General features: G+C 67.7%; 17 protein-coding genes. 11 read left to right on the top strand and 6 right to left on the bottom strand.

Going from position 1 to position 15,385, the window contains the following annotated elements; translation table 11 throughout:
• Positions 1 to 64: 64 nt before the first annotated feature.
• Entirely contained in the window at positions 65 to 793 is a 729-nt protein-coding gene (locus tag A5680_RS02605; RefSeq protein WP_369827594.1) for a hypothetical protein, read from the bottom strand.
• Between the two features lie 238 nt (positions 794 to 1,031).
• On the opposite strand from A5680_RS02605, the gene A5680_RS02600 reads away from it, so the two are divergent.
• On the top strand, positions 1,032 to 1,322 hold the full coding sequence (locus A5680_RS02600) for a hypothetical protein (RefSeq protein WP_067815816.1): 291 nt from the start codon (positions 1,032 to 1,034) through the stop codon (positions 1,320 to 1,322).
• A 19-nt stretch (positions 1,323 to 1,341) separates the two neighbouring features.
• Here A5680_RS02600 and A5680_RS02595 read toward each other — a convergent pair whose 3' ends face one another.
• A complete protein-coding gene (locus A5680_RS02595; protein ID WP_067815813.1) occupies positions 1,342 to 1,941 on the bottom strand; it encodes a TetR/AcrR family transcriptional regulator in 600 nt (199 codons plus the stop codon).
• Positions 1,942 to 2,152: 211 nt separating this feature from the next.
• Here A5680_RS02595 and A5680_RS02590 point away from each other — a divergent pair, with 211 nt between their 5' ends.
• Genes A5680_RS02590 through A5680_RS02580 form a run of 3 tightly spaced genes read left to right on the top strand, consistent with a single transcriptional unit; the run spans position 2,153 to position 4,903 of the window.
• Positions 2,153 to 2,941, top strand: a complete 789-nt coding sequence (locus A5680_RS02590; protein ID WP_067815810.1) for an SDR family NAD(P)-dependent oxidoreductase — start codon at positions 2,153 to 2,155, stop codon at positions 2,939 to 2,941.
• A 59-nt stretch (positions 2,942 to 3,000) separates the two neighbouring features.
• On the top strand, positions 3,001 to 4,083 hold the full coding sequence (locus tag A5680_RS02585; protein ID WP_067815807.1) for a dihydrodipicolinate reductase: 1,083 nt from the start codon (positions 3,001 to 3,003) through the stop codon (positions 4,081 to 4,083).
• A gap of 4 nt (positions 4,084 to 4,087) precedes the next feature.
• A complete protein-coding gene (locus A5680_RS02580) occupies positions 4,088 to 4,903 on the top strand; it encodes a mycofactocin-coupled SDR family oxidoreductase (RefSeq protein WP_067815804.1) in 816 nt (271 codons plus the stop codon).
• 5 nt (positions 4,904 to 4,908) lie between these two features.
• Here A5680_RS02580 and A5680_RS02575 read toward each other — a convergent pair whose 3' ends face one another.
• Positions 4,909 to 5,538, bottom strand: coding sequence for a TetR/AcrR family transcriptional regulator (locus A5680_RS02575; RefSeq protein ID WP_067815800.1), 630 nt, complete (start codon positions 5,536 to 5,538; stop codon positions 4,909 to 4,911).
• Positions 5,539 to 5,630: 92 nt separating this feature from the next.
• Here A5680_RS02575 and A5680_RS26150 point away from each other — a divergent pair, with 92 nt between their 5' ends.
• Both A5680_RS26150 and A5680_RS02565 read left to right on the top strand, forming a co-directional pair.
• Positions 5,631 to 6,845 (top strand): cytochrome P450, encoded by a 1,215-nt coding sequence (locus tag A5680_RS26150; RefSeq protein WP_067815797.1) that lies wholly within the window; start codon positions 5,631 to 5,633, stop codon positions 6,843 to 6,845.
• The gene (locus tag A5680_RS02565; RefSeq protein ID WP_067815795.1) at positions 6,842 to 7,801 is read left to right on the top strand and encodes an SDR family NAD(P)-dependent oxidoreductase; all 960 of its coding nucleotides are present in this window, start codon (positions 6,842 to 6,844) and stop codon (positions 7,799 to 7,801) included. Before A5680_RS26150 ends, A5680_RS02565 begins: the two co-directional genes overlap by 4 nt.
• Here the strand turns inward: A5680_RS02565 and A5680_RS02560 are convergent.
• Positions 7,788 to 8,459, bottom strand: coding sequence for a hypothetical protein (locus tag A5680_RS02560; protein WP_067815792.1), 672 nt, complete (start codon positions 8,457 to 8,459; stop codon positions 7,788 to 7,790). The genes A5680_RS02565 and A5680_RS02560 overlap by 14 nt on opposite strands.
• An 80-nt stretch (positions 8,460 to 8,539) precedes the next feature.
• On the opposite strand from A5680_RS02560, the gene A5680_RS02555 reads away from it, so the two are divergent.
• The 3 genes from A5680_RS02555 to A5680_RS02545 are packed head-to-tail and all read left to right on the top strand — an operon-like array spanning position 8,540 to position 12,579.
• Positions 8,540 to 10,045 (top strand): carboxylesterase/lipase family protein, encoded by a 1,506-nt coding sequence (locus tag A5680_RS02555; protein ID WP_067815789.1) that lies wholly within the window; start codon positions 8,540 to 8,542, stop codon positions 10,043 to 10,045.
• 18 nt (positions 10,046 to 10,063) lie between these two features.
• Positions 10,064 to 12,076: a phosphotransferase gene (locus tag A5680_RS02550; RefSeq protein ID WP_067815786.1), complete on the top strand. Its 2,013-nt coding sequence runs from the start codon at positions 10,064 to 10,066 to the stop codon at positions 12,074 to 12,076.
• Positions 12,043 to 12,579 (top strand): gluconokinase, encoded by a 537-nt coding sequence (locus A5680_RS02545; protein ID WP_369817978.1) that lies wholly within the window; start codon positions 12,043 to 12,045, stop codon positions 12,577 to 12,579. Before A5680_RS02550 ends, A5680_RS02545 begins: the two co-directional genes overlap by 34 nt.
• Here A5680_RS02545 and A5680_RS02540 read toward each other — a convergent pair.
• A complete protein-coding gene (locus A5680_RS02540; protein WP_055404999.1) occupies positions 12,551 to 13,507 on the bottom strand; it encodes a DoxX family protein in 957 nt (318 codons plus the stop codon). The genes A5680_RS02545 and A5680_RS02540 overlap by 29 nt on opposite strands.
• A gap of 95 nt (positions 13,508 to 13,602) precedes the next feature.
• On the opposite strand from A5680_RS02540, the gene pncA reads away from it, so the two are divergent.
• Both pncA and A5680_RS02530 read left to right on the top strand, forming a co-directional pair.
• The gene (gene pncA / locus A5680_RS02535) at positions 13,603 to 14,163 is read left to right on the top strand and encodes a pyrazinamidase PncA (RefSeq protein WP_082970242.1); all 561 of its coding nucleotides are present in this window, start codon (positions 13,603 to 13,605) and stop codon (positions 14,161 to 14,163) included.
• Complete coding sequence (locus tag A5680_RS02530) at positions 14,157 to 14,957, top strand: ketosteroid isomerase family protein (RefSeq protein ID WP_067815922.1); 801 nt, start codon at positions 14,157 to 14,159, stop codon at positions 14,955 to 14,957. Before pncA ends, A5680_RS02530 begins: the two co-directional genes overlap by 7 nt.
• A 6-nt stretch (positions 14,958 to 14,963) precedes the next feature.
• Here the strand turns inward: A5680_RS02530 and A5680_RS02525 are convergent, their stop codons facing one another.
• Positions 14,964 to 15,314 (bottom strand): DoxX family protein, encoded by a 351-nt coding sequence (locus A5680_RS02525; RefSeq protein ID WP_067815777.1) that lies wholly within the window; start codon positions 15,312 to 15,314, stop codon positions 14,964 to 14,966.
• Positions 15,315 to 15,385: the final 71 nt, after the last annotated feature.

The raw sequence follows: 15,385 nt of genomic DNA, 5'->3' as shown, positions 1-15,385 counted from the left end.
ATCTCCCACAGATAAGCCACGATCCGACCTCCTTTGTGACGTCATCGAATTCAGCCCGCGCATGTCAGTCGGAGAACAGTTCTCGGTTGACGGTGTGCAGGTACGGGATGGCGAGGAACGGGGTGATGTAGAAGATGTCGTAGAGCCACCAGCCCACGACCGGCAGCACGACGCCGGCGAAGCGCACGTCGGCGAACATGGTCATGTTGAACACGTAGCCGATCCAGATCACCACGCCCATCCAGCAGGTGACCACCATCCACTGATGCCCCCAGCGCTTCATCTGCAGGAAGCCGATTGCCGCGGCGATGCGCATCGTGAACACGGTCAGGATGAGCCCGACTTCCCAGGCCTTTTCGCCCGGACCGGCCGCGCCGCCCACCCACAGTTCGTTGTAGTGCCAGAAATATCCGGCGTCGAACATGTTGCCCCAGCCGTTGAGCAACACGCGGGCCAGCAGGGTATGGTTCGCCACCAGGTCGAGCGCCCAACCGACGGTGTTGATGGCGGCGTCGATGATGACCAGGTAGCCGAGCAATGTGACCAGCATCGGTCGCACCGAGAGGCCATCCCGGTGGGCCCGGCGCAACAACCGGACGCCCCAGAGGAACAGCGGCAACCCGAAGACGCCCAGGGCCGCGGTGCCGATCAGCAGGCTGCCGGAGATCAACCACTTGTCGGCCTGACGCTGCGCGCGTTGTGAGCGCTCCAGGTGTTCATCGAGTGCCAGCCCCGGCGGCGTCGGGCCGGTTGGGCGGGGCGCCGTGCCAACGCCCGGATCGCGCTGGTGCAGCTTGGGCAGATTCACGAATCCTCCCCGTCATCGTTGGTCGGCTCGTGCACTATAACAGGCTGACTACAGTCAGCAATAGCGCCCGTTGCGCAGCTGCCCCTGTCTCGGCGGAGGTGGCGCCCCGGGCGCGAACGTCGACTGAAATATGGCGGTCTGGCGCCGAACCGCACCGACGGCGCGCGCGTCCGGAGCCAGCTACCAGGCGTGAAGCTACTGACGAGAGTCAGGTTCCGAGTCGTTGACACACCGTTCGGGCGGGGCCTACGCTCAGCGAGCGCTCAACGATGCCATTGAGCCGCAACCGGATTGGGGCGGACACTACCACTACCGCATCGTGATCGAGGGTGATGAGCCCACCGAACTGATCCTGCAGGCGCCCAGGGATCCGAGGGGCAATTACCCCAAGCCCGGCTACACCTGGACAGCGATGGGTCCGGCGAACACCGTTCCCGCGGTATGCGAGGCCGCGCCGGGCTTTTTGACCCACAAGGAGCTCGGCTTGGTGCCGCTGCTCGGTGTGGTGCGGTAGTGGCGAAAGGCCCTGCCGGTCAGGGCTTTAGGCTGCGCAATGACCGGGCGACATAGTCCTCGAGCAGCGCGTGCCCGGTCGGCCAGTGGTTGGTGGTGATCAACAGGGCATAGAGCCCCAGCAGGAAGAACACCGCGCTGTTCATCGGATCGACGAGCGGATCTGTTTCGCCGCGCTCCTGAGCCTGCGCGATCTGCTGGGCGACCAAGACGATCAACGGGTGATCCCGGCCATCCTCGGTTTGCGGCCGCGTCTGGGAGAAATGCAGCGCGAGAAAGTCATTGAACAGCCGATCGCCCAGCCGGCGCTCCAAGCCAACGACCAAGCGGACCGCCTCGTTCAGCGCCGAAGCGAGATCATGCTTGGATTTCAGGAATTGCGCGAACTGCTTGGCGATCCGGTCCTCTTCGCGGCGTTCCAGCTCGAGGAGCACATGCTCCTTGGTGGGGAAGTGAAAGAAGAAGGTTCCGTGGGCAACCCCCGCGGCGGCCACGATCGTGCTGACGTCGGCCTCGGCCATCCCAGCCCTGGCGAACTCCGCGATCGCGGCGCCCATCAGGCGCTCCCTGGTCTGCAGACGCTTCGCCTCGCGTGCCGACAGCCGATCGGTGACAGCCATTTCGTTCCTCACGGTTGACCTGACTCATACAGGAGTTTCGAGGCTAACCAGCCCATTATGCCGTGTCCCGGCCAAAAAGGCTTGCACAACTTGGTCATTGTTGGGCCACCTACGTCACCCACGACCGCAACAGCGGATTTTCATTGACTTTAGTCAGTATCGTTCATAGATTGAACGACGCACAGCACACCCAGGATCGAAGGGGTCCGGCATGGCATTGGAGCAGTTCCGGCTGGACGGACAGGTCGCGATCGTCACGGGCGCCGGAAAGGGCGTCGGGGCGGGCATCGCCCGGGTATTGGCGGAGGCCGGGGTCACCGTAGTCGGTACCGCGCGCACCGAGGCGGACATCGTCGGCACGGTTGCGGGGATCGAGGCCGCCGGCGGCAAGGGACTGGCTCTCGTTGCCGACGCGATGAGCCGGCCGGATGGAGAACGGGTCGTCAACACGGCGATGGAGCGCTTCGGCCGCATCGACATTCTGGTCAACAACGTCGGTGGGTCGACGTACGCGCGGTTCCTGGATATCACCGACGAAGACTTCCGGCACACCTTCGACTGGTGCGTGACGTCGGCCTTCATCATGAGCCAGCTCGTCGCCCCGCACATGCTCAGTGCCGGACACGGTTCCATCATCAACATCTCGTCGGGCTCTGCGCGCTTCGGGATCCGTGCGCTGACCGCCTATTGCGTCGCGAAGGGTGGCCTCGAGGCGCTAACCCGCGCGATGGCACAGGAACTCGCGCCGAAGATTCGCGTCAATGCCATCGCCCTGGGTTCATTCGCCACCGACGGGCTGAAGGGCAGCCTGGACCTGATGCCCGGGTCGCTGGAGAAGATGCAAGAGGCCACGCCCCTGCATCGGCTGGGCGACGTCGAGGATCTCGGTCGCTTGGCGGTGTATCTGTGCACACGCGATTGTTACGCGACGAACGCGACCTTCCACGTGGACGGCGGCATCGACTCGAACAATTCACCTTTGCCGATACCCGATTACTGACCTGCGTTGCGCGAACGCGTCATGATGGGGCGTCGGCACCGCTGGAAGGACGAAGTACCGTGCGCAGAGTCATTCAATTTTCCACCGGGAATGTGGGTCGGCACTCGTTGCGGGCCATCATCGGCCGGCCGGACCTCGAACTCGTCGGCGTGCACGCCGCGAGCCCCGAGAAGGTCGGCCAGGACGCGGCGCGGCTGTGCGGACTGGACGAACCGACCGGGATCATCGCCACGGACGACGTCGACGCCCTCGTGGCTCTCGGCGCCGACTGCGTGGTGTACACGTCTCAAGGCGAAACTCGGCCGATGGAGGCTATCGAACAGATGGCCAAATTCCTTGCGGCCGGCACCAATGTCGTCGGCACCTCAATGGTGTGGCTGGTCACGCCCCGCCATGCCGACGACTGGCTGCGCGAGCCGTTGGAGCGTGCCTGCGCGGCCGGCAACACCTCGCTCTACATCAACGGCATCGACCCCGGCTTCTCCGGCGACACCCTGGTCCATTCGGCGGTCAGCCTGACGACACGGGTCGAGTCAATCACCGTGCAGGAGATCTTCGACTACGGAAACTATGACGACGCCGAGTTCACCGGCGCCGCAATGGGATTCGGGACGACGCCGGACGACGACTCGCCGATGATGTTCCTCCCCGGGGTGATCGTGTCGATGTGGGGCGGTCAGGTCCGCAGCCTGGCGGACAATCTCGACATCAAGCTGGACGACGTGCGCCAGCGCGTCGAACCGTGGTACACGCCGGAACGAATCGAATGCACGATGATGACGGTGGAGCCGGGGCAGATGGCCGCGGTGCGCTTTGCCACCGAGGGCGTGATCGATGACAAGCCGGTGATCACCCTCGAGCACGTGACCAGACTTACCCAGACCGCGGCGCCCGACTGGGAGTTCCCGCCCGATGGGCACACCGGCGTGCACCGCGTCGTCGTGGAGGGCGAACCCAGAGTCGAGATCAACGCACACGTCACGCATCCGGTACTGGATTCCACTGACGCCGGCTGCATCTCGACGGCGGGCCGTGCCGTCAACGCGATCGACTGGGTGTGCCGCGCGCCCCGAGGACTGATCGCGGTGGAGGACATCCCGCTGTCGGCGACGATGCGCGGCCTGATGTGGAACGAGCGGTAGCCGGGTGACCTCGAGCCCTGGACGCGTTGATGGTAAACGCTTTCTGATCACCGGTGCCGCCCGCGGCATGGGCCGCGGCCATGCGCTACGGCTCGCCGAGGAGGGCGCGGACCTCATCCTGGTCGACCTCTGCCGATCCCTGCCGGAGGTGGAGTATCCGCTGGCGACCGAGGACGAGCTGACCGAAACGGTAAGTCTGGTCCGGGATTTGGGCCGACGCTGCGTCGGCCGCGTCGTCGACGTGCGCGACGCGGCGCAATTGCGCTCCGTGGTCGACGACGGCGTCGGCGAATTGGGCGGCCTCGACGGCGCGGTGGCCAATGCCGGCGTGCTCACGGTCGCGTCCTGGGACAAGACGACCGCCGATCAGTGGCGCACCGTGGTCGACGTGAATCTGATCGGGGTGTGGAACACGTGCGCGGCCGCGATACCGCACCTGCTGGAACGGGGCGGAGGGAGCCTGGTCAACATCAGTTCGGCCGGTGCCATCAAAGGCTTCCCGCTTCAGACGCCCTACACGGCGGCCAAGTACGGTGTCGTCGGCTTGACGCTGGCGTTGGCCAACGAACTCGCGGCGCAGAATGTGCGCGTGAATACCGTGCTTCCCACGGGGGTTCCCACCGGGATGGTTCCGCCGTCGTTCGGACCGCTCCTGGGGGAGCAACGCCCCGACCTGATTCCGATCTTCGTCAACGCCATGCCGATACCGGCCGTGGAGCCCGCCGACGTCAGCAGCGCGGTGCTGTTCTTGCTGTCCGATGAGTCCCGATACGTGACCGGGCTGGAATTCAAGGTCGACGCCGGGGTGACGATCAACTAAACCGCTTACAGCGGCCAGCTATTCGAGTCGACCTCGTAACGCAGCGCCGCCGCCGGCGGCAACGGTAGCCGCTCGTTCACCGCTATTGCGTCAACCATCAGCGCGACATACCGCCGCCAGCCGTCACTGCCCGGATCCATTGTGGACAGCACACCGAAGAGCATGGCGATGAGGCGGGGCAGGTCGTCGGCGACGAGGTCCGCGCGGACCCGGCCCATCCGCTGGCCTTCGAGCATGAGGTCGCCCAGCGCCTCATTGAGCGACGCCGAGATGTCGGACGACAACGAACCGGCGCGGCGTGCGGCGGTCAGGAGGTTGTGCTCGCGCGCCCCCAGCGCGATCGCCGCTTCGATCAGTTGGGTGAGACCGCGCAACGGGTCGTCGGCGCGGCGGGCCTTGTCGATCGCCGGCGTGAGGTCCTCGGCGATGCTTTGGTCGAGCGCGGCCAAGACCAGGTCGACCTTGGTCGGAAACCTGCGGTAGAGGGTCCGCTCACCGACCCCCGCGCGGCGTGCGATCGCCTCCACCGGCGCGTCCGGCCCCAGTTCCCCGTACACGTCTCGCGCCGCGCGCAGAATGCGCTCGACGTTGCGCGCCGCGTCCGCCCGTAACGGGCGGTCCTCAACCGCGGTCATGGTGACAGCCTAACTGACGGTTGACTGCCACCTGGGCGAGCTTTACCCTCTATAACTGGCAGACATCTGACAGTTAATAGGAAACGCGGTTCATGTCAACAACTTCCGAGGCGCGCCCCGACGCCGATCTTCCGGTGCTGCCCATCGCCCGGCCCGCCCGCTGCCCGCTCGCGCCCCCGGACGAGTTCGTGCAGTGGCGGGAACAACCGGGGCTGAGAAGGGCGATGTTCCAGGGCAACCCGGTCTGGGTGGTCAGTCGCTACCTGGACATCCGGGCGGCGCTGGTCGATCCGCGCCTGTCCGCGAAGACCATTCCCGACGCGATCATGCCGAAGGACGATGACAACAAGGTCCCGGTGATGTTCGCGCGGACCGACGACCCCGAACATCACCGGTTGCGGCGCATGTTGACCAGCAACTTTACGTTCAGGCGTTGCGAGTCGATGCGGCCGCACATCCAGGACATGGTCGACCACTATCTCGGTCAAATGATCGCCGACGGTGCGCCGGCCGATTTGGTGCGCGAGTTCGCCTTGCCGGTGCCGTCGATGGTGATCGCGCTGTTGCTGGGCGTGCCGCCCGAAGACCTCGAACTTTTCCAACGCAACACCACGACCGGGCTGGACCAGAAGTCCACCGACGCGGAAAAGGGCCAGGCATTCGGGGCCATGTACGCCTACATCGAGGAGTTGGTCGAACGCAAAGAACGGGAACCCGGTGACGACCTGATTAGCCGTCTGGTCACCGAATACGTCGCGACCGGCCAACTCGACCATGCCACCACGGCCATGAACGCGGTGATCATGATGCAGGCCGGCCACGAGACCACCGCCAACATGATCTCCCTGGGAACGGTTGCGCTGCTGCAACATCCGGACATCTTCGCCCGGCTCGGAAAAACGGACGACCCTGCCGTTGTCGTGAACATCGTCGAAGAGCTCATGCGCTACCTCACCATCGTGCACAGTCAGGTCGACCGCGTGGCAACCGAGGACGTGCTGATCGGCGGTCAGCTGATCCGTGCGGGCGAGTTCGTAATGATGAGCCTGCTCGCCGGCAACTGGGACCCCGAATTCGTCGACGATCCCGAGTCCTTCGACCCAGGCCGAAACAGCCGAGGGCACTTGGGCTTCGGGTACGGAGTGCACCAATGCATCGGGGCGAACCTGGCCCGCGTCGAGATGCAGGTCGCATTCACCACGTTGGCGCGCCGATTGCCCGGGCTCAAATTGGCGGTGCCGCCGGACGAACTGAAATTCAAGGCGGCCAACATCTACGGCATGAAAGAGCTTCCGGTCAGTTGGTGACGAACGAGCTGAGATTCGACGATCAGGTCGCCGTAATCACCGGTGCCGGTGGGGGGTTGGGTCGGCAACACGCGTTGCTACTGGCTTCCCGAGGTGCGCGCGTCGTCGTCAACGACATCGGCGGCTCCGTGACGGGGGAGGGCGCCGACAGCCAGGCGGCCGCCGCCGTGGCCGAGGAGATCCGCCGGCTAGGCGGCGAGGCCGTCGCCGACAGCCACAGCGTGGCCAGTCCCGAAGGCGCACAGTCGATCATCGACGCCGCCCTGAATACCTGGGGTCGAGTCGACATCCTGATCAACAACGCGGGCATCGTCGGTGATGCGGCCTTCGAAGACATGACGCCCGACCGGTTCGAACCCCTCCTGGACGTGCACCTGAAGGGCGCTTTTCAGGTGACCCGGCCCGCATGGCGGGCCATGCGCGAGCAGCGCTACGGCCGGATACTCAACACCTGCTCGGCGGCCGGAATCCTTGGGGCCGAGCGCATGAGCAACTACGGTGCGGCCAAGACCGGGTTGATCGGCTTCACCCGGGTGTTGGCCGCCGAGGGGGCCGACCACGGCATCAAGGTCAACGCCATCGCGCCGATCGCCTTCACGCGGATGCTCACGCACTCGCTCGACGGAGCAGGCCCGCAAGATGACCCGGCGGCCCGGGAGGTACTCAATGACCTTGTCGGCCAATACCTTCAGAAGCTGGACCCGGCGCGGGTGGCCCCCGTGGCGGCCTTCCTGACGCACCGGGACTGCCCGGTTTCCGGCGAGATCTACACGGTGGGCGCCGGACATGTCGCGCGCTTCTTCATCGGCAGGACAAGGGGTTTCTTCGATCCGGAGCTTTCGGTCGAGGATGTGCGGGACCACCTCGACGCGATCCGCGACGAAGCCGGCTACACGGTCCCCCGTGGGCCCGCCGACGAGATGGCCGCGCTCTTTGCGACGATCATGAACAGCTGAACGCCGTGCCGATGCCGTCCGGCGCGGGGGCGGGCCGCAGGCAGCCGAACGGCTCGACGCCCGTGGGGCTCAATCGTGCCGCCGACTGGTGTGCGTAGTTCACGCAATACAGACCGGTTTGGTCGGCGCGGCAACGGTAGTCGCCGAACGACAGCGAATCGCCGTTGGCCAGTTCCGGTCCGTTGCCGTTGAGGAACGGTCCGGGATCGGCGCGCGCGGCACCCACCTGCAGATTCTGTCCGTCGAAGGTCACCCACCCGCCCTGCCAAGCGCCGTAGGCGGTCGGGGGCGCGGGCGGCGGATCGGTCAGGCTCACCAGGCAGAGAAGTGTGCCGGCGGTGTGCTTGGAGTCCGTCATGCAGGAGTCCTTGCCGGCCACCGCGCTGAAGGCGATGTCGGCGCCGAGTGGCGTGGTCACCCCCTCGCGGGTCGCGCTGTGATACCGACCCGGATCCGCGGGGTGACCAGCCGCGATCCAGGTGATGACGTCCGACATGGGCGCCTTGGTGCCCGGGGCGCCCGCGGATGGCGGGGCGGCGTTCGTGGGGGAGTATCCCGAAACCGGCGTCGTGTTGGGCGGCTGGCGAGGGCCGCCCACGACCGTGTGGGAGCACCCGGCGACCAGGACCGACGTGGCGAGCAGCGCGGCAATCCGCATCCCGTCAGGCTAACCGCCAGGTACGGAAAAATAAGGCGCTGCGCGCGCGTTACGGCCGGCACGTCGGCTAACGTCGGGTTATGCATCAGCGCACGGTCCGTGCACGCACCACCATCGGCACTGTGGAGGGATTCACCCGCGACGGCGTCCACCGCTGGCGCTCCATCCCGTACGCCCGGCCGCCGGTCGGGTCCCTGCGACTGCGGGCGCCCCAACCGGCACAGCCGTGGTCGGGTGTGCGGCACTGTCACGGCTTCGCCAACTGCGCGCCCCAACAGCGGCGATACACCATGCTCGGGGTGGGCCGCTATCAGCCGATGGGGGAGGACTGCCTCACCCTCAACGTCGTGACCCCCGACGCCCCCATCGAAGAGCCGCTGCCCGTGATGGTCTTCATTCACGGTGGCGGCTACATCCTGGGCAGCTCGGCGACGCCGCTGTACGACGGCGCGGCGTTGGCGCGCCGCGGCTGTGTGTACGTGTCGGTGAATTACCGGCTGGGCGCGTTGGGATGCCTGGACTTGTCGTCGCTTTCGACCCCGCACATCACCATCGACAGCAATTTGTTCCTGCGCGATCTGGTGCTGGCGTTGCGCTGGGTGAAAGACAACATCTCCGCGTTCGGCGGTGACCCGGGGAACGTGACCATCTTCGGTGAAAGCGCCGGCGCGCACATCACCGCCACCCTGTTGGCGGTGCCCGCCGCCGAAGGCCTGTTCGCCCGGGCCATTTCGGAAAGTCCGGCCTCCGGCATGGTTCGGTCGTCGGAGACGGCCGCCGAATTCGCGGTGCGCTTCGCCGAGCTGCTGGGCGCGCGCCCGGAGAACGCCGCCGAGGTGCTGATGCAGGCGTCCCCGGCGCAGTTGGTCGACGCCCAACACCGGCTGATCGACCAAGGGATGGAGGACAGGCTGGGTGCCTTCCCGATCGGGCCGGTCGCCGGCGACGACGTCGTGCCCGTCGATCCCGTCGAGGCGATGCGCCGGGGCAACGCCCACCGGGTGCCGCTCATCGTCGGCACCAACGCCGAAGAGGGGCGCTTGTTCACCCGCTTCCTCAAAATGCTGCCGACCAATCAAACGATGATCGAGGAGCTGCTGGCCGACGCGGAACCGTCTGCGCGCGAACGCATTACCGCCGCCTACCCCGATTATCCCGCGCCGTCGGCGTGCATCCAGCTCGGCGGCGACTTCGCCTTCGGGTCGGCCGCCTGGCAGATCGCCGAGGCGCACAGCGCGCACGCGCCCACCTACCTGTACCGGTACGACTACGCGCCCCGCACGCTGCGCTGGTCGGGCCTGGGCGCCACGCATGCCACCGAGTTGCTGGCCGTCTTCGACGTCTATCGGACCCGCTTCGGTGCGCTGTTGACCGCGGCCGCCGATCGGCGGGCCGCGCTGCGGGTCAGTAACCAGGTGCAACGGCGCTGGCGGTCGTTCAGCCACAGCGGGGCGCCGGGCCACGACTGGCCCGCCTACACCACCGCCGACCGCGCCGTCATGGTCTTCGACCGCAAGAGCCGCGTCGAGTTCGACCCACATCCGCACCGCCGGATTGCCTGGGATGGCTTCTCCCTGACGCGGTGACCTGGCACGCTGACCCTCATGCATGCCGAGACCGAACAAATCATCGAACGACCCGGGGACCTCACCGCCGCATGGCTGTCGGCGGCGATCGGCGCCGGAGATATCGACGACTTCTCCGTGGAGCGCATCGGCACCGGACAGATGAGCGAGTGCTACCGCGTGCGGCTCAACTACGCCGGCGGCGCGGCGACCCCCGACCGGCCCGGGTCGGTGGTGCTCAAGGTGGCGGCCACCGACCCGGTGAGTCGCCAAACGGGGTTGGCTCTGGGCCTTTACGAGCGGGAGGTGCGCTTCTACGGCGACATAGCGCCCCGACTCGGTGGGCCCATAGCGCCCTGCTACCACGCCGCCGTCGACACCTCGACGGGTGCGTTCGATCTGCTGCTGGGCGATGCCGGGCCGGCGGTCGTCGGGGACGAAATCGCCGGTGCGACAACCGAACAGGCCCGCCTGGCCGTCGTGGAGTTGGGCCGGCTGCACGGCCCGTTGCTCGGCGACACCACGCTGGCCGAGGCACCGTGGTTGAACCGTGAATCGCCGCTCAATCAGGCGATGATCGCGCCGCTGTACGCCGGTTTCATCGACCGCTACGGCGACCAGATCGCGTCGGAGCACCGCATGGTGTGCGAACGCCTGGTGGCGTCTTTCGACGGCTATCTGGCCGCCGAATCGGCGCCGGACCGCGTCCAGGGCCTGATGCATGGCGACTACCGACTGGACAACCTGTTGTTCGGCACCGCCGGCGCCGACCGGCCGTTGACGGTCGTCGACTGGCAGACCGTTTCCTGGGGGCCGGCCCTGACCGACCTGTCCTATTTTCTCGGCTGTGCGCTGCCGACGCCGGATCGGCGGGAGCAGTACGAGGCGTTGCTGCGGGCGTATCACGAGGCGTTGGGGCCGCAAACACTCCTCACGCTCGGCGACGTCACCGAAGGTGTTCGCCGGCAGGGCTTTTTCGGCGTGATGATGGCGATCGTCTCCTCGATGCTGGTCGAGCGCACCGAGCGCGGCGACCGGATGTTCATGACGATGCTGCAACGGCATTGCGATCATGTGCTCGACACGGACGCGTTGGCGACGCTGCCTGCCGCCCAGACACCCGAACCCTTGCGGCCCTCGGAGGAGGACGAACTCGCGCACGCTCCGACCGCCGAACCGCTGTGGAGCGAGAGCTGGTACGCCGACTTCGCCGATGCGGCACAGGGATTGGGCGGGTGGTTCCGCCTCGGCCTGGTCGCCAACGAGCGGACGACGTGGGTGCATGCGCTGCTGTGCGGGCCCGACCTGCCGACCGTCGCCCTCGATGCGCAGGTGCCGCTGCCGGCCGACCCGTGGGAATTGCGCACCGACTCCTTCGAACTCGGCCACTGTGCGCCCGCGCCGCTGCAGACCTATCGCGTCGACATCCGGGCGCGGGCGCACGCTTACCCCGACCCGTCGGCGTTGTTGCGCGGGGAGCCGGGCACCCCCGTCGAGATGACGATGAACCTGGTCTGGACCACCGACGGCGTGCCCTACAAGTACCGCTTGACGACGCGATATGAGATTCCGTGCACGGTGTCGGGCACGGTCACCGTCGACGACGCCGCCTATCGCTTCGAGTCCGTGCCCGGCCAGCGCGACCACTCCTGGGGCGTACGCGACTGGTGGAGCATGGACTGGATTTGGAGCGCGCTGCACCTCGACGACGGCGCCCACTTGCACGGCGTGAACATCCGAATCCCCGGCGCACCGGCCTTCAGCATCGGCTACTCCCAGGACGCCGATGGGTCGCTCACCGAGCTGCAGACGTTGGATTCGCGGGAATCCTTCGGCGCCAACGGGTTACCGCTGGGCACCACTTTGACTCTCAGCCCGGGCGGACTCACCGCGGAGGTCGAGGTGCGTGGTCACGCACCCGTGCTCCTGACGGCCACCGACGGGCGGGTGAGTCAGTTCCCGCGGGCCTGGGCCACCGTCAAGACGGCCGACGGCCGGTACGGGGTCGGCTGGGTGGAATGGAACCGCAACCTCGCCGGAAAGGCCGAGTGAACGCAGCGACACCGGTCGTGGTGATGGGCGTCTCGGGATCGGGCAAGTCGACGGTGGGTATGGCGCTCGCGCAGCGCCTGCGGGTTCCCTTCGTGGACGCCGACACGCTGCACCCGCGGGCCAACATCGGCAAGATGGCAGCCGGTGAACCCCTGAACGACGACGATCGACGCCCTTGGCTGGACAAGGTCGGCGAGTGGTTGGCGAGCCACCCCGAGGGCTCAGTGGCGAGTTGCTCGGCGCTCAAACGCAGCTATCGCGACCAGTTGCGCGCGCACTGCCCGCAGGTCGAATTCCTTCACCTCGCCGGCACACCGGAACTGATCGGCGCCCGGCTCGCAGCCAGGACCGGTCACTTCATGCCCGCGACGCTGCTGAGCTCACAGTTCGGCGCGCTGGAGCCGCTCGGCGCCGACGAGTCCGGCACCACCGTCGACGCCGCCCAGGACGTCGACGCGATCGTCGACGAGTACCTCAGGAAAGCTTGCGACGGCCGGCCTTGACCTGCTCGTTGAGCCGGTCGCGCGCGGTGTCCGCCAGGTAGCCGCCGCGTGCGCGGGCCGTGTCGGCGAGGTAGCCGCCCCGCGCCCGAGCGGTTTCGGCGAGGTCCTCGCCGCGATCCAAGGCCGTGCTGGCCAGATCCTCACCGCGCTTGCGCGCCTTTTTGGCCAGCTTCTCACTGCGCTTGCGGGCCTTCTTGGCCAACGGCGCGGCCCAGTCGGCGGCGTCGTCGGCGAGTTCTTCGCCGCGCTTGCGGGCCTTCTTGGCCAGCGGCTTGCTTCGCTCGGCGGCCGTGCTGGCGAATTCACGGCCCCGTTCGAGCGCCGCCTCGGCGTAGGGTGCGCCGCGTTCGGCGGCGGTGCTGGCCAGTTCGCGGCCGCGTTCGGCGCCGATCTGCAGGCCGTGCACGATCTTCTCGCCCAACTCCGAGAAGTCGGTGTCGTCGTCCGAGCCCGGCAGCGCCGACGACACGCGCTCGGAGAGCCGTTCGGCCGCCCGGCGGCCACGCCAGCCGAGCGACGGCTTGCCCGCGGTGTCGGCGGACGCGATCAGCAGCCCGCCCACCAGGCTGAGGTCGGTGAGGAACTGTTGACGTTTCTGGGCTTTCGCCTGCGGATCGCTCTCGTTCCAGAAGGAGTGCGCCCCGAGGTTGGCCGGCAGCACCGTGACCGCGAGCGCGGCCGACGCCACGCGCGGCAGTTTGCCGGTGGCAAGCAGAAGGCCGCCGCCGATCTGCACGGCCGCGTTGATTTGCGCGAACGTCTCGGGGTCGCTCGGGATGTTGCCGCTGACCGAATTCGGCAGCGCCTGCAAACCATCCACCGCGGGCGCGGCGGCGGCTGCGGCCGATTTGGGGTTGAGCAGGGAATTGACTCCCTGGCCGATGAAAGCCACTGAAAGCAACGGGCGCGCGATTCTCCGGATGACCATGGGCGGTGGATTACCCGACTGGTTGGCGGACAAACCGCTCGCCCCATAAGCCCAGCACAACCGCCATCGCGGGCGACACCGATAGGGTGGACCGGGTGAGGGCGTTGATCATCGTCGACGTGCAAAACGACTTCTGCGAGGGCGGCTCGCTGCCGGTGACCGGCGGCACCGCCGTGGCGCCCGCCATCAACGACTATCTGGCCCGCGAGCAGGGCTACCAGCATGTGGTAGCAACCCAGGACTTTCACATCCAGCCGGGCGAGCATTTCTCCGACCGGCCGGATTACTCGTCGTCGTGGCCCCCGCACTGCCTCGCCGGAAGCCCGGGCGCCGACTTCCGGCCCGACCTCGACACCAGCCGCATCGAGGCGGTCTTCCGCAAGGGGAACTATTCCGCGGCCTACAGCGGCTTCGAAGGCGTCGATCCCACCGGCACCCCGCTGCTGGACTGGTTGCGGCAACGCGGGGTCGACCAGGTGGATGTGGTCGGCATCGCCACCGACCAGTGCGTCCGGCGGACGGCGGAGGACGCCGCGCGGGCGGGCCTGCACACCAGGGTGCTGGTGGACCTGACCGCGGCCGTCGGCGCGGATTCGGCCGCGGCGGCGTTGGCGGAGATGCGGTCCGCGGGCATCGAACTGGTCGGCGGATCGTGAGCGAGCTGACACGGGAACAACTCCTCGCCGCCGTCGAACGCTCACCGCGGGCCGCCGCCGCGCACGATCGCGCCGGATGGGTGGCGCTGTTCACCGATGACGGCCGCGTCGAGGATCCGGTCGGGTCGCGGCCGCACATCGGGCACGAGGCAATCGGCCGCTTCTATGACACCTTCATCGGCCCGCGTGACATCACGTTCCACCGCGACCTCGACATCGTCGTCGGCACCGTCGTCCTGCGCGACCTCGAGCTCGAGGTCGCCATGGGCTCCGCCGTCACGATGCGCATTCCGGCCGTGCTGCGATACGACCTGCGAAACATCAACGGCGAGTGGCGCATTGGCGAGCTGCGGGCCTATTGGGCGCTGCCCGCGATGATGCTGCAATTCCTGCGAGGCGGGGCACGCGCCGTCTCGCCCGGGCTGCAACTGTCGCGGGGCCTGCTGACCAATCAGCGGCTGCGCGGCACGGCCGGCTTCCTCGCCGGATTCCGGCGAGCGGGTGCGCGGCACCGCAGACGGGTGCAGACGTTCCTGGAGGCGGCCGCGCGAGGAAACCGGGCGGCCGCCGGGTGCGCGCTATCGCCAAGCGCCACAATAACTCTCGGTGACCAGGACGCGCTCGGCCTCGGTGGGCTGGTCGAGCGACTGGACGGCGCACGGGCCACCAAGGTAATCGGCGCGGGCCCCACGGTCACCGTCTCGGTCGACTCCGGCCATGCGCGCGGGATCCTGTTCGCCGACATGGCCTCGCGGGGCGAGGCCATCCGGCGGATCCGGTATTTCCCCGCCTGACCGCGATCAACGCAGCAGCGTCAGCGCCAGCGCCGCCACCGACATGCCCAGGTACGCCCCCGGAAACGCGATGTTGTAAAGGACGCCGGCCCGCAGGTGCGTCACCACGGCGCCGACGAAGAACAGCACCAGGCCGGTGGCGGCCGCGACGCCCAACACGGGCGGGCCCACCAGGCCCACGACGAGCCCGGTCGCGCCGGCCAGTTTGACCATCCCCAGCGCCGGTAGCCACGACCGCGGCACCCCGACTTCGGCCGAGTTCGCCAGGACGAACTGCGCCGGGACGAGGTCGGCGACACCGACGCCGGCGGTGCCGGCGGCGGTCAACAGCGTGACCAGAACGTATGCGGTGTTCATCTGCGTCAAGCCCTTGCCGGACAGCCGGTTTTGCGGTGGCGAGCCGGATGGTCGCCGCGGCGCACAATCGT

It is taken from the genome of Mycobacterium sp. E2989 (genome assembly GCF_001667595.1).
In the GTDB taxonomy this organism is placed as follows: domain Bacteria; phylum Actinomycetota; class Actinomycetes; order Mycobacteriales; family Mycobacteriaceae; genus Mycobacterium.
Note: the sequence above shows the minus strand (reverse complement) of the source record. Positions and strands in the feature narration are given on the sequence as shown.